The sequence below is a fragment of the Mesorhizobium sp. B2-2-4 genome (genome assembly GCF_006442375.1).
Taxonomy (GTDB): domain Bacteria; phylum Pseudomonadota; class Alphaproteobacteria; order Rhizobiales; family Rhizobiaceae; genus Mesorhizobium.
In genome coordinates this window covers 24,468-37,774 of the sequence record NZ_VFWB01000004.1, presented here as the reverse complement: position 1 = coordinate 37,774, position 13,307 = coordinate 24,468, and the positions used below count along the sequence as shown (strand labels likewise).

The following is a 13,307-nucleotide window of genomic DNA, read 5'->3' as shown; positions in this document are numbered from 1 at the left end:
TGGCTGGAGTTCGAAATGCTGTGCCGCTGGCACCTCGGCGACATGCAAGAGATCGCTGACCAGATCGGCCGCGACACAACGCTTCGGCCCACAAAAACCGATGTCGAGCAGTTCTTCCGTTTCCTTGCCAGCGCCCACCTGCTGCGCGAGGCGAGGCCCGAAGGGACGTGGCGTCTCCTCGAGCACAAGGCGGCCAGGAAGCACGGATGGCTCACCTGGCTGCTCCACCACTATCTGTTCATTCGCATTCCGCTCTTGCGGCCGGACCGGATTCTCGAGGCCCTGCTGCCACGACTGGGATGGGTCTACAGCTATGGTTTTTTCGCAACCACGATGTTTGCCGGGCTGATGGGCCTATATCTCGCCGTGCGGCAATGGGATATGTTCAAGGCGTCTTTGCCCTGGTTCTTCTCGCTGGAAGGCGCGGCTTTGGCCGGAGCAGCGCTACTCACGTCCAAGGCCCTTCACGAGCTTGGCCATGGCCTCACGGCCAAGCGCTACGGCTGCCGCGTTCCAAGCATGGGTGTGGCGCTCCTCGTTATGGCGCCGGTCCTCTATACTGACACGAGCGCCGCCTGGCGGCTCAAGGACCGCCGGCAGCGGCTCGCGATCGGCTGCGCCGGTGTGGCGGCCGAATGCTGCCTCGCGGCCTATGCTTTGCTGCTGTGGAACTTCCTTCCCGACGGGATAATCCGCAGCGTGGTATTTGTCTGGGCGACCACCGCATGGGTGCTGACGGTGCTCGTCAACATGTCACCCTTCATGAGGTTCGACGGCTATTACTTGTTCTCGGACCTGATAGAAGTCCCCAACTTGCAGGAACGCTCCTTCGCGCTCGCCCGGCACAAGCTTCGGGAGTTGCTGTTCGACTTTGGCGCTCCGCCACCCGAGGCCTGGTCGGCAGGGATGCGTCGTATCCTTACGATCTATGCTGTCTCGACCTGGCTCTACCGCTTCTTTCTGTTCCTCGGCATCGCGCTCGTGGTCTACCACATGTTCTTCAAAGCGCTTGGTATCCTGCTGTTCGCTGTGGAGCTGTGGTGGTTCCTCGCACGTCCAATCTTCCGCGAGCTGGTCGAATGGGGGAAAAGGCGCAGAAGCAGGCCGTTGAACGCCAGAACCGTTCTCACTTCGACCGTCTTCGCCTGCATTTTCGTTGCGCTGATCATTCCCTGGCGCGGCTCGGTTCATTCACCGGGGATCCTTGCAGCCTCTACCCAGGTCGAGCTGTTCTCGCAAATGCCGGGACGCGTATCGGTGATCCATGTGAGGGTCGGCGACCAGGTGGAAAAGGGCGAGCCCCTCGTTGAATTCACCTCGCCCGAAATCGACTTCAAGGTCGAGCAGGCCAAGCTGAACGTCGATGATCTGGTAAAGAGAATCCGCGCGGCAGCGCAGGATCCGGCTCTGCGCTCCGATGCGCAGCTGCTGGAACGTGAATTGGAGGGAGCCAAAGCGGAGCTTGCCGCCGCCGAGTTCGAGCGGAAACGGCTCGTTATCCTCGCGCCCGCGTCAGGGATTGTGGTGCAGCTTGCGGAGCCCCTCGCAGTCGGCGAATGGGTCAAGGCCGGCGAATCCGTCGGTCTGGTTGCGGATCGCTCGGCTGCTCGCGTCCATGCCTATGTCGTGGAGGCCGACCTCCAGCGCATCGAGGTCGGCAGCGCCGGCTCATTTGTTCCCATTGACCTTGCCTCACCGCGTCTGACGGCCCGCGTGATCGCCATCGATAGCGCCGCAATAGAGACACTGCCCGATGTGGAGCTCGCCTCCGCCCACGGTGGTCCGATCGCAACGCGGCAAGGACCGAACGCGAAGCTGGTTCCGGAAATGTCGCTCTATCGCGTCACCATGGGTGTGACTGGGCCGGCCCCGCTCCAGCATATCATGACGGGGACCGCGATCGTCGCAGCCCGCCGCGCCTCCATTGCCGGCCAGATTTGGCGCAAGATTGCCGGCGTCATCATCCGCGAAAGCGGATTTTGAATTTGCCGAACAGCAGCTGTCCGGCCTACCGCCCGCACGTTGAGCTCTCCGCGCCTTTTTGCAGAACTTGACGCACACAACCGCGTTCAGGCGCCGCGTCTAGTTTCCTAACTGCTGCGTGCCGGCGCCGATATGTGCCCAACGGGTTCGAAGAGTTCGTCGGAGCCCGAGAGGCATTTCCGCAGACGTCAGCCCGTCGATGCAACATCGTTGCCCATGAATGACGGACCAGCGAAAGCGTGTTGATGCAATAGATCCATCGTTGTCTACAACCGAAAAAACCACGCCGGCGTTGGCTGCGGGGCGCCGCTTAGTCCATGCCGGCAGCGCTGATCGCCTTATATTCGTGGAGCAGCCGCGCACCCATACAGCGCAGCGCGCCACGGAAGGTCAGGGTGCGGCAATGGCCGCGCGGAGCCAGGGCGCACAGCCGCTGCCACTTCGGCCGCCAACATGGCAGCGAGCCATGTTGGCCTTGATCCACGTCTCATCGAACAGGGACTGGGGATCGAGGCCGGTCTGCGAGGATCGCAAACGCAAGCGCCTGCTGGCGAGACCAGCGCGCGCCAGATACGCGTTAGTCTTCCAGGTGTCTTTTATAAATTTTGAGTAGAGGCGAAGAGATTCGATTAAGTCGGCTCCGATATCCTGCGCCAACTGGAAATCAGGGCGACCGAGATTCCATCTTGCCATTTGCTATTCATCAGCGCTTCCGCACCTTGATGTCCTGGACCAGTCTTCCGGCAGTGATCGCCCTTGCGGTGCTGTTAACTGCCGGAATTTTTGCCGACCATCAAAATAGCATTGTCACCGAGCAGGCATTGCGCGTTGACGTTGCGAAGGAGATGAACCTCGTTCGCGCCAAACTTGAGGGTAATGTCAACGGAGACCTTCAACTGGCGCGTGGTCTGGTCGCGACGATCGTTACTGAACCGAACATGAGCCAAGCTCGCTTTGCCAAACTGGCAAAGAGCCTCTTTCGCGAGAAGACACAGATCAGAAACATTGCCGGGGCCCCTGACCTGGTCGTCTCGTTGATGTATCCGAGGGAAGGCAATGAAAAAGCGATAGGGCTGGACTTCCGCGAAGACGAAAGGCTGCGCGAGGCAGTACTTCGGGCACGCGATAACAAGCAACTGGTATTAGCCGGGCCGGTAGAACTCAAACAAGGAGGTCAGGCATTCATCGGGCGATTTCCTGTCTTCCTTGACCGTGACGGCCCTCGCGAGACCTTCTGGGGCATAGTGGCCGCCGTGATCGACGTTCAGAAGCTGTACGCGGACAGCGGTCTTTTAGACAAGAACCTGCCAATCGAAATCGCTCTGATCGGTAAGGACGCTCTCGGGAGAAGCGGGGCGCGATTTTACGGTCCCGCGTACGTGACGGAACAAGATCCCGTCACTTCCGAGGTGCGGTTGCCGACAGGGTCTTGGCAGATTTCTGCGATTCCCAAGGGTGGCTGGAACACCACGCCTCGCAACGCCTGGATTTTGCGACTAACAATGCTCATCGGCGGCGCCCTGGTCGTGGTTCCGATCGTCTTGGCGGGGCGGCTTCTCGATCAGCGGTATAAGCATTACGCCGATCTGCGCCGCGGCGAACGACGACTGGCACAGCTTTCAGAGAGGCTGGAGCTTGCGCTTGACGCCTCGCAAATTGGCGTCTGGGAGCAGGATCTCGACTCGGACATTATATTCTGGGACGACCGCCTGAACGAAATCTATGGCAAGTCAGCAGATGGCGAACCAAGGACCTTCGAAGAGTGGTCAAGATCGATCCACCCTGACGATCTCGACGAGGCTAAGCGGGATTTCGCGCAAGGGATCGCAACCGGCATATACTCTTCGCAATATCGTGTGGTGCTTCCCAATGGAGTTGTCCGACACGTCCGCGTGCGTGCCAAGACTTACAGGGACGGCACCGACTACAAAATGGTTGGCGCGGAATGGGACGTGACGGCGGATGTGATCCAGACACGGGAACTGGAACGGGCAAAGGATCTCGCCGAAACGAGGAGTGCTGAGCTTGAGGCGGCGACAGCGCGCAATGAGCATACGGCGCTTCACGACTCACTGACCGGCCTTCCGAATCGCCGCCACCTCGACACGATGCTCGATAGCTATGCCGCCACAGGCTCAACGCCTGGCAGCGGCGCCGCGCTTCTGCATCTTGATCTCGATCGTTTCAAACAGATAAATGGCACGCTCGGCCATGCCATCGGCGACGCCGTGCTGATCCATACCGCAAAGGAGCTGACATCAACTGTTCGCTCATCAGACTTCGTTGCCCGAGTCGGAGGCGATGAGTTTGTGGTAGTCTGCAGACGCGATATCTCAACTGATCAGCTTAAACAGCTGGCCGACCGTATCATACATAGATTGCGGCAGCCGATTCCCTACAAGGACCATCAATGCCGTATCGGCGTTAGCATCGGGATTGCAGTCGATGCGGACGGTCCCATCGACGGCCCACGCCTGATGGTCAACGCGGATATAGCCCTTTACCGGGCCAAGAGTCGGGGACGCAATCGATATGAGTTCTTCACCCAAGACCTCCAGTCTGAGATCATTCGGACCAAACGGGTAGCCGACGAGATCCTCGCAGGGTTGGAACGCAACGAGTTTGTTCCACATTACCAGCTACAGTTCGATGCCAAAACGCTGGAGGTTGCGGGCGTTGAGGCGCTGGCGCGCTGGAACCATCCCGCCGACGGACTTCAGACGCCAGCCGGGTTCCTCAAGATTGCTGAAGAGTTGAATGTCGTTTCAATTATTGACCGACTAGTACTGGAACAAACCCTCCGCGACTTTGATCGCTGGCAGAGGGCCGGCCTCCTGGTTCCGCGCGCTTCGGTGAACGTCTCTGCGAGACGGCTTCAGGACGAGGAGCTGATCAACAGCCTGACGTCACTTTCGATAAAACCAGGAACCGTTTCGTTCGAACTTCTAGAGTCAATCTTCCTCGACGACAACGATGAGCTTATGATCTGGAACGTCAACCAGATCAAGGAACTCGGAATCGACATCGAAATTGACGATTTCGGCACCGGCCATGCGTCGATTGTCAGCTTGCTCAAGCTTCAACCGCGACGGTTGAAAATTGCACGCCAGCTAATTGGTCCAATCGCCAGGTCAGCCCAGCAGCGAGAGGTCGTACGATCGATTGTGCAGATTGGCCGGTCCTTGGGCGTGGAGGTCATCGCCGAAGGTGTCGAGACGATGCAGCAGGCCAAGGTCCTCAAGAATTTGGGCTGTGACATCTTGCAAGGCTATGCGCTGAGCCGACCAATGACCGCACACGGCATCATGAAGTTGTTAAACAACCGGCGAATGCTCGCAGCATCGTGAGATCAACGCGCGCGCGACGAGCATCGGCGCCCGCCAACCCCCGTTGCGGTCAGTGGACCGGAGGCGATCGACTGGCACCCGCAGGGCTGGAACGAAGTGGAAGGCGGTCGTGAGAGACTTTCTTGATCCGCGAGGAATGGCCGCGCAGCCGTCAGGGGAAGAAAGTCGCGAAGGCCGTTGCCGGACAAGATCGAGAGCCCGCGATAGCGGGATCGGCCTTCGGTCAGACCAGTCACATCGCGGACGCAGATGGACGTGGCCTTTGTCGAAACCGAAATGAAGACCGGCGTTTCCGTCGACGGCATTATACCCGCAAGTCAGCGACTGTTCGTTCGAGAGCCCCCTCGCCGCCACGGTCAGGCAACGGATCGCCTCCGATCCCAAAGGCGAGAACCGCAGCCCCATTGTCTCGCACCGGCTTCGAAACGGTGATGCACCGGGAGATCAGCGACAGAAGCGCGCGAGCTACGTGCCAGACTGACCCACCCGTTGAAACGACGCTGCGTTTATGGCGCGCAATTTGGGGAAGCGGCCAGCAACTGCCTATCCGGCTCTCGTCTCAAACGGAATCGGCAACCGATAGAGCCGGGCGCACCGGCGGAGGTTCGTTAATCGGCAAGTTTTGGTGCGGAGCCGCATACCTGATAGTCGATCCAGCAGCCGACTCGCGTCGTCCGAGCCGCAGCGGCCGGTCGTTCTTCAAGGAACCTTGATGAGATCGGTTTGCCGAAGCTCACCTGCCGCCGCAAGAATGGGCGTCGAGAAATATTTCGCGCACGCATAATGGGGACTATCCCCGAGATTTAGGCCATCGGCCCCGGACCGATGCCGGTGTCGCTTACGCGCAGGTTCGCCGATATGGCCGGCGTCAGCATCACCGATGCCATCGTCATCGCGATGAAGGAGGCGATCGAGCGCCGGCGTGATGCCGAGAGCCCGCTTCAGACGGCTGCACGTCTGCGTGAAAAACGTGGCGTCTAGCTGCGGAAGGCGGCTAAGAAGCCGCTTCCGCGAGTTTTTCGACGAGCGGAGGATCGAGGTTCGAGACTTGCCGCCCGCGCCCGAGACCACCAGGCTGGCGCTGTCGGCGGCCGCATCAGCCTCCGGATTGTTGACATTGAACTACCGCGCCAGCCGGCGTGACGGTCTTTGGCGAAGGCGAGGATCGAGGCCCAGCGGTTGCCCTACCCGGCCGCGATCAGCTGCTCGCGAATATTGCCGTCCGAGACGATATGGACCGGGAACGGCAAGACTTTGGGCGACACCAGCCGTGCGAGATGATCGTAGACGGCCTGTGGCTCCCAGCCGGTATCGGCGAAAATCGCGCAATCTAGCATGGGGCCGATCTCGCCATGGGCCGCCATCAGGGCGAGCGTGGTGGATTGCACGCTGGCGCCAAGCGACAGCGCGCGCAGGCGCATGGGGAAGGCTCGGCGCCCTCCCCATGATGGTCGGAGCATGCAGCATCACGCCGCCTCCGCGACCTGTGTCGCCCCTGGCTGGAGATCGTGCAGATAGTTGACGGCACGTTGGGCATGCGCCGCCGCGGCGAAAATGAAGCGCGTCTCGTTCTTGAGAATTTCAAGCCAGCTCGCCAGATAGCTTGCGTGATCGGGCCTCGGCTCCAGCTCGGGGACGATGCCGAGATCGGCCGCTAAAAAACAACCGCCCAGATCGGCGACCAGTTCTTCGTGCGCGCGAAAGGAGCGATCCTTGTGGTAGCGCGCGAGATTGCGATCGAGCCGCTTTTCCCCGCCCACCCAATGAGTCAGCTCGTGCCCTAAGGTGGCGTAATAACTCGGGGCATCGCGAAAGCTCTCGAAGGGCGGCATTTGCACGATATCGAGCGCCGGATTGAAAAACGCCTTGTCGCCAGCGTGGCGGATGACGGCACCGGTATTTGTGAAGAAGGCATCCGCATGCTCGATCCGCTCGACCGGATCGGCCCCAGGCGCGGGATTGTCGTAACACTGCGCGGGCAGGTCGTCGATCTGATCGGCGCAGAAAACGGTATAGGCCTTGAGGAAGGGGATGCCGCGTTCGACTTGCTCGCCCTTCGCATCGGTTTCGGTGCGGGTGAAACGGCTGGCGTAAACGACCATCGAGCCGGTCTCACCCTTGCGGACATGACCGCCGAGCTCAATGCTCTGCTTGAACGTCATCCAGGTGGGCGAGACGAACCCCCGCGCCATCGCCTCCGACCAGAGAAGCAGTGTATTGATGCCTTGGTATGGCAGCCCATTGTGGCGGAGCGGTCGCGTGATGCGACCCGTCCTATTTCCCGCGCTCCAGGGCTTCACCCACGGGCGCACCCCCCTTTTTAGATCCGCGACGATCCGATCGGTGATCTTCGCGTAGATATCGAGACGGGGTTTGCTCTCTTTCCTGCTCATTTTCCAAAACCTCCATTCGAGGTCGCGCCAGTCGCGGCCGTCACGAGGTCCGCATGCGCAGGACCGCAGGTTCGCGAACCCGCCGCGAGCGATCGGAAGGAGGAGAGATGTCGTGTGCGGGCCGCAACGTCAGTGAAGGACGGCGCAGCCGTTTCGCGGGGCGAGGACCGAAGCAGGACCAACGTTCGTGACGGCCGCGAGTGGCGCGGCCAGCAGGATCACATTCATTTGTCGGGTTCCTTGGCGACGCACACGCGAAGAGGCCGGTGTCCGCAAGGACACCAGCCTCGATGTGAGAAGATGGGGCGGAGCCGTAGCTCCGGCCGGTGCGGCTAGCCGAGCGCCGCCATCTGGAGGTCGGCTGCCTGCCGGCTGACAGTCTGGCCGGGATTCTCGACCTGACGCTCGTAGGGCTTCCAGGCCTCGCCGACGATATGCTCGTAGGCCGCGACGGCTCCCTCGGCGGCCATGCGCAGGGCGTGGGACTGAAGGCCCATGTCGGCGGCGAATTCGCGCTTGCGCTGGGCGTTGCTGTCGAAGCCGACCGGTCCGTCCAGATCCTCGTCGCGGATGTCGTTGGCGAGCTTGGCCGTGGCGTCTTTCGCCTCGGTGACGGCCTTGGAGTAGAACTGGCCTGCCCCGTAGGCGGAACCGACATAGGAGCCGACGATCCGTTGCAGGTGGATCTGCATCGCCTTGTCGGAAACCCCCTCGGAGAGGGTGTCGGCGCCTTCGATGAGGCTGCGCTCGTGGAAGTCGCGGATGCCGTCGCTGTCGAGGACCGGAAGGCCGAAGCTTTCGGAGATGATTGCGGCCTGGCTGCTGTCCGGACAGCAGAGCCGGGCCATTTCGAGGGTCGTGCCCTTGCGGAGCGGGAGGACGAGGGATTTGGACTTGGGGGAGCGGATTGAACTGGACATTGAGCTTACCTTTCTGGCGATGCCCTTCAGGTGATCGGCCCTCGGCCGTTCTTTCCTGCGGGTGCGGTCAAAAGGAACCGGCGGGAGCTGGGCGCTTCAGGGTCCGGGCCCTGCCAGGCGAGCGAGGTCGGCTTGCGGAGAAGCGGGGGCCAGTTCTTAACTGGTCCCCGCGCGGGACGCGGGCCGGCCTTGCCGAGATCGGCGGGGTTCCGGCCGCTCTGCGGCGCGATAGCGGCCTTGAAGGGGCCAGCCGCTGGTCCAGACCGCAGCAAACCCGCGGGGAAGAGCGGCGAGGGATATCTGCGACACCGGCATGGGGATCGGTAAGCGCCTGGTCGACCCGCACCGCCATGGCGTTCCATGGCCTGCCGCGCTGCCGGGAGGCATCCACGGCATGGCGACGCTGTCGTATCTCGTGGCTCAGCATCATCGCCATGGATGAATGCCGGCCGGTGAGAGAACTATATTCGCGTCACGCACAGAGCTCTTCCGGTTCGAGCTGCGCCCGCAACGCCGCTATGGCGCGTTCCTGGCGTGCCAGTTTGTCGATTCCGGCTGACATTCTGGCGTAATGGCCGCCAGATTGACACGATACCGTTCGAGGAAAGCGCCGGGGTCAGGCGACTTCCCGCGCCGATACGTGGTCTGGCGCCGATGCAATTCCGGTATTAGCGCCGCCACACCTTGATCTACCGGTCGATCATGTCCAGCTGACGCTGGATTTGCCGGCGAGCTTCGTCCATGCGAAAGGGCCGGGCGCGGCGACCTCGCGCGACCATCACGCTGATTTCCCTTGCCAGCTGACAAAGCTCGACGGCCCGCCATAGACGGCGTGGCGCTCCGGATCGATGACGAAGCCGAAGCGGCCGACACGATATTCGCCTGAGGGGACGAGGAAGCGACGTTCCTCGCTGCCCGGCCCGCGTTTGCCGCCGGGAGTGGCGATAACCTCGGTGAAGCCGGATTGCTGCTGTGAGATGATCGCCGAGATGACGATCCAGTCATCGCGGTGCTCCGCGAAGAATGTACGTTCATCCTTCTTCCAGGACTCACCCGGACCAAGCACATTGCCGGTAATCGCCTCCCAGGCGTCCGGGAAGCTGTCCTTCATCGTCTTTTCAGCAGCCCGCCGCTCGAAGGCGGTAAACAAATGAGGAAAGCTGAATGCGACGATCGCCCAGGCCTCATCCTCCTCATAGGCTCCGCCGGCGACGCGGATCAAGTGGTGTATCCTGCGGTTGCGGTCGGGCGAAAGAAGAAACCCGCCATGGTCGGTGGTTGAGTGGAAGACAACGCCATCGGCATAGACGGTCGCTCCCTGCGATTGACCCCACGGCGTATTGGCCGTGGATCGCTCTTCGCGTCGGCCGAGCGCAATCTTCTCGCGTTGGTGTTCGGCGTTTTCCAGAACCTTTACCCGGAACGCATTCTCATCGGCGAGGTCGCCGCTATGACCATAGAAGTCGCGCCGCGTCCATTCGGCGATGGGCCGTCGGATGCGCCAGCCGGTGACAAGGAAATGGCGCCCGTCTCGGGCGGGAGCCATGGCAAAGGCGTGCTCGCCGACAAGTGCAACGACGAGACCATCGGCACTTTTTCCAAAAGAAACCTCCGGACAACCGGGGGCTTCAATGACGTTGGTTTCGAAATCAAGTGCGCTCATGCCGCCGCTCTCCCCTCGATAATGTCCGCCGCTTCCACGTCGGCTCTGATTTCCTGGAGCACGGCATGCGGATAACCGTGGCGGGTCAGCCATTCCTCGGCGGCCGCGCGATTGGCGGCAAGATGGACAAGCTCGGCGTCGTCTCCAGCCCGATCGAGGACGAGGACCGAGCCGATCGCGGGCCGTTCCTTGACCGCGAACTTGAGTTCGCTGTTCACCGAAAAGTTCCGGTGGACGCGCAGGACAATCGTCTCCTGGCTGCCATAGTCGCCGTCGTGGAGCGTGATGGAGGCTGGGATTGTCGTGTTGCCGACACGCGCTTCGGCCTGTTTGCGGATCAGGCGGCCACCAGAGTTGCTGTTTTCCCAGGCGGGAAGCTTCCTTCGATGGCGTTCCGGCGGACGCGGGGAGCCGTCGGAATATATCAGAGTCGAGCCCAGGGGCACGAGGTCATAGATCAACTGAGCGGACATGGTTTCTCCATGATGTCGGGTGGAAAACAGAACCGCCGCCGGTAATGGACCGGCGGCGGGATGATCGTTCAGGAGGAAAGATGTGAGGCTTATTCGGCGGCGACCTTGTAGGCCTCGCGCTGCTCGTCGGCGAGATCCTGGTCGGCCGAAGCCGGAGCTTCATCGGCGTAGTCATGCGCCGGCTCGACTACCGCATTGCCATCGAGCTCGTCCTGGTCCTCCGGCGTGCCGTCGTCTTTAGGCTGCTCGGCGCACTCGTTCTTCTTCAGCCACGACGCGAGCTTGGTCTGGTCGGGACCGAATAGCGCTGACGGATGGACGAAGCGACCTTCCTTGAAGTGCTCGACCAGGGCCGCGCGGGTGTCCTTGACCTTCTTACGAGGAAGGACCGATGTGTCCGCGCACGAGGCCTCCAGCGCCGGTCGCGACAGGCACGAGAGAAAGTCTTCCGTACCCATATTCGGCAGGTAGCCGTCCGCGCCGATCACATCGCCAGCCACACGGGACACGACGCCGCTGTCCGAACGGTTTTCCCTGCACGACAAGACGTCGATCAGGAGCGAGCGCACGGCGACGCGAAGCGTGTCCATGTCGAAGTCGAGCTTGCCCTCCTGGTCGAACAGGCAGGCGGCATGTTCGCCTAGGCCGGCAGCCCCGTAATACGAGATGTCGCGCGTGCCGGACGCCACCGTCACGTTCTGCCCTGCGAACGCCAGAACCAACAGCGCCATCAGCGTGTCGTCATCGATCGGAGCCCGCGACAGCGCTTCATGCAGAGCATCGGTGCGCAGATCACCGATCATCTCGATGCCCTTGCGGGTGACATCTGGACGGGCCTTCACGACGATCGCAGCATCGTCGCCCTCCCCGACCGGCTGTTCGCCCTTCTTCGGCTTCTTCGCCTCCGGCATACGGAAATGCACCGTCTGCACCTTGCCCTCGCGATCGAGGTACAGGGCCGTATGGTCGGACTTGCCCCGCTTGCCATAGACGCGCTCCGCCTTCTTCGGCAGTTCCGGCTGGCCCCAATTGTTGGTCTCGGTGATGACCCCCTTCTTGGGCAGGTTCTGCGTCATCCACTCCTGCTGCGCGCCCAGGAACGCCTCGACGTCGGTGGTGTAGCGGCTGTCCTGATCGGCCGGGGCGAACAGATCCTCGACCCAGGCAATGCCGTAGGCCTGCGCCAGCTCGTCGCCGAAGCTGGCATCGCGGGCATACATGCGGGTCTTCTGCAGGCCCTGTGTCACGCTCCACCAGGACACTTTGGGGTCGGCCTTCGAGGGCTTGTGCTTCTTCCAGACCTCCTTCTGGTCCTCGAGCGAGGCAGAAGCGATGGTGCGCAGCTGGCTCTCATTGGGCATATCGCCCTTGGCCATCTGATCGAGCATCGCCGGCAGGACATTCGCGAGCAGACGAAGCTTGCGGATCTGGCGAACCGGCAGAGCCAGGGCGACGGCGATCGCTTCCTCGGTCCATCCGAGCGCGAGCAAACGCTCGATCGCCCGCCACTGATCGACGGGATTGAGCTGTTCATGCGCAAGCGTTTCGGCGAGCGAGCGCATGGCGCCGCCATCTTCGGCGCGCTCGACCACCAGCACGGCGATCTCTTCAAGCCCGGCGGCAATGGCCTGCTTGACCCGGCGATGGCCGGCATCGATGACGAAGCCGTTGCCGCCATCGGATTCGGGTACAACGACGGGCGGCTGCACGATACCGACGGCGCGAATGGTCGCCAGCAGCAATGCGTCGGCTTGCGGGCTGGACTTGGAACGTCGCGCCTTGTCGGGGTTGCCCTTCAGCGCGCGCGGATCGACAAATTTCAGTTCCATGGAAATGCTCCTTACGGGGTTGCCGGACACAGCCCGTCGCTGCGTCCTTTCTCGTCTTCTTCTCGAAGACACCCCCGGCCCGCGGAGCGAGCGGGCCGGTGCAACTGCGGCCGAGCATCCCTGCCCGGCAGGACAAGCGGGGCTAACAGCCCTGCGAAGGACGACGTGGCCGGGATCGCGAGCGGCGCGGTTCAGCGCAAGCGTCAGCGGTCCGCCCGATCTGCGAGCAGGTTTTCGCCTCCCCTTCCTTTTCAGCCTTCTTCCCAAATTTGGATTGAACTCCGCTATTCCTGACGCTATATTGCGTCATAATAATTGGCATACAGGAATGGAGGTAAGCGTCATGGGACTTGCCCAATATGCTGACGGCGGACTTTTTTCACCGCGCAAAATCGCGGACGCCTTGCGTACTACCAGCGAGGAGATCGCCCGAACCGCCGGTCTCGGAAAGGATGCCATCCAGCGCAAGGACCGCATTGGCTCGGACAAGACGCAGCGACGGCTGCGCGAGATGACGGAGATCGTCAACAAGGTCGAGCCCCGCTTCGGCTCGGCGCTGATGGCCTATGCCTGGTATCGCTCCGAGCCCCTGCCCGGCTTTTCCGGCCTGACCGCGATGCAACTGGTCCGTGATGGGCGCGCCGATGACGTGCTCGACTATATCGACGCGGTCGACGCCGGCGTTCACGCCTGATCCGG

The 13,307-nt window shown here is 61.9% G+C and carries 9 protein-coding genes and 3 pseudogenes; 5 read left to right on the top strand and 7 right to left on the bottom strand.

All coding sequences use genetic code 11. From position 1 onward, the window contains the following. Window positions 1-255 precede the first annotated feature (255 nt). Window positions 256-1,983 (top strand): efflux RND transporter periplasmic adaptor subunit, encoded by a 1,728-nt coding sequence (locus tag FJ959_RS11120; RefSeq protein WP_181181027.1) that lies wholly within the window; start codon window positions 256-258, stop codon window positions 1,981-1,983. 370 nt (window positions 1,984-2,353) lie between these two features. Here FJ959_RS11120 and FJ959_RS32140 read toward each other — a convergent pair. Next, window positions 2,354-2,550, bottom strand: a pseudogene (locus tag FJ959_RS32140) (IS630 family transposase); the annotation flags it as partial. A 155-nt stretch (window positions 2,551-2,705) separates the two neighbouring features. On the opposite strand from FJ959_RS32140, the gene FJ959_RS11110 reads away from it, so the two are divergent. Both FJ959_RS11110 and FJ959_RS11100 read left to right on the top strand, forming a co-directional pair. After that, window positions 2,706-5,330: an EAL domain-containing protein gene (locus FJ959_RS11110; RefSeq protein WP_140584553.1), complete on the top strand. Its 2,625-nt coding sequence runs from the start codon at window positions 2,706-2,708 to the stop codon at window positions 5,328-5,330. A gap of 825 nt (window positions 5,331-6,155) precedes the next feature. Further along, window positions 6,156-6,308, top strand: a pseudogene (locus FJ959_RS11100) (type II toxin-antitoxin system VapB family antitoxin); the annotation flags it as partial. 148 nt (window positions 6,309-6,456) lie between these two features. On the opposite strand, the pseudogene FJ959_RS11090 reads toward FJ959_RS11100, so the two are convergent. From FJ959_RS11090 to FJ959_RS11080, 3 genes and pseudogenes are all read right to left on the bottom strand, one after another. After that, window positions 6,457-6,790 (bottom strand): annotated as a pseudogene (locus FJ959_RS11090) (hypothetical protein); the annotation flags it as partial. A gap of 6 nt (window positions 6,791-6,796) precedes the next feature. Then, on the bottom strand, window positions 6,797-7,723 hold the full coding sequence (locus tag FJ959_RS11085; protein ID WP_140562290.1) for a zincin-like metallopeptidase domain-containing protein: 927 nt from the start codon (window positions 7,721-7,723) through the stop codon (window positions 6,797-6,799). A gap of 332 nt (window positions 7,724-8,055) precedes the next feature. Beyond that, window positions 8,056-8,643: a hypothetical protein gene (locus FJ959_RS11080; RefSeq protein WP_140501375.1), complete on the bottom strand. Its 588-nt coding sequence runs from the start codon at window positions 8,641-8,643 to the stop codon at window positions 8,056-8,058. A 313-nt stretch (window positions 8,644-8,956) separates the two neighbouring features. On the opposite strand from FJ959_RS11080, the gene FJ959_RS32470 reads away from it, so the two are divergent. Further along, complete coding sequence (locus FJ959_RS32470) at window positions 8,957-9,085, top strand: hypothetical protein (protein WP_281406686.1); 129 nt, start codon at window positions 8,957-8,959, stop codon at window positions 9,083-9,085. Window positions 9,086-9,421: 336 nt separating this feature from the next. Here the strand turns inward: FJ959_RS32470 and FJ959_RS11070 are convergent, their stop codons facing one another. From FJ959_RS11070 to FJ959_RS11060, 3 genes are all read right to left on the bottom strand, one after another. Further along, window positions 9,422-10,306: a hypothetical protein gene (locus FJ959_RS11070; RefSeq protein WP_140630304.1), complete on the bottom strand. Its 885-nt coding sequence runs from the start codon at window positions 10,304-10,306 to the stop codon at window positions 9,422-9,424. Beyond that, entirely contained in the window at window positions 10,303-10,779 is a 477-nt protein-coding gene (locus FJ959_RS11065; RefSeq protein ID WP_140584570.1) for a hypothetical protein, read from the bottom strand. The genes FJ959_RS11070 and FJ959_RS11065 overlap by 4 nt, the downstream gene beginning before the upstream one ends. A gap of 89 nt (window positions 10,780-10,868) precedes the next feature. After that, complete coding sequence (locus FJ959_RS11060; RefSeq protein WP_140584569.1) at window positions 10,869-12,608, bottom strand: ParB N-terminal domain-containing protein; 1,740 nt, start codon at window positions 12,606-12,608, stop codon at window positions 10,869-10,871. A 343-nt stretch (window positions 12,609-12,951) separates the two neighbouring features. Between FJ959_RS11060 and FJ959_RS11055 the strand changes: the two genes are divergently transcribed. Further along, window positions 12,952-13,302, top strand: a complete 351-nt coding sequence (locus tag FJ959_RS11055; protein WP_140501383.1) for an antitoxin Xre/MbcA/ParS toxin-binding domain-containing protein — start codon at window positions 12,952-12,954, stop codon at window positions 13,300-13,302. The last annotated feature ends 5 nt before the right edge of the window (window positions 13,303-13,307 follow it).

What these genes read in the sequence shown, in the direction of transcription:
- FJ959_RS11060 (WP_140584569.1), bottom strand. Translation starts at nt 12,608, where the DNA reads ATGGAACTGAAATTTGTCGATCCGCGCGCGCTGAAGGGCAACCCCGAC.
- FJ959_RS11055 (WP_140501383.1), top strand. Translation starts at nt 12,952, where the DNA reads ATGGGACTTGCCCAATATGCTGACGGCGGACTTTTTTCACCGCGCAAA.
- FJ959_RS11110 (WP_140584553.1), top strand. Translation starts at nt 2,706, where the DNA reads ATGTCCTGGACCAGTCTTCCGGCAGTGATCGCCCTTGCGGTGCTGTTA.
- FJ959_RS32470 (WP_281406686.1), top strand. Translation starts at nt 8,957, where the DNA reads ATGGGGATCGGTAAGCGCCTGGTCGACCCGCACCGCCATGGCGTTCCA.
- FJ959_RS11080 (WP_140501375.1), bottom strand. Translation starts at nt 8,643, where the DNA reads ATGTCCAGTTCAATCCGCTCCCCCAAGTCCAAATCCCTCGTCCTCCCG.
- FJ959_RS11085 (WP_140562290.1), bottom strand. Translation starts at nt 7,723, where the DNA reads ATGAGCAGGAAAGAGAGCAAACCCCGTCTCGATATCTACGCGAAGATC.
- FJ959_RS11070 (WP_140630304.1), bottom strand. Translation starts at nt 10,306, where the DNA reads ATGAGCGCACTTGATTTCGAAACCAACGTCATTGAAGCCCCCGGTTGT.
- FJ959_RS11065 (WP_140584570.1), bottom strand. Translation starts at nt 10,779, where the DNA reads ATGTCCGCTCAGTTGATCTATGACCTCGTGCCCCTGGGCTCGACTCTG.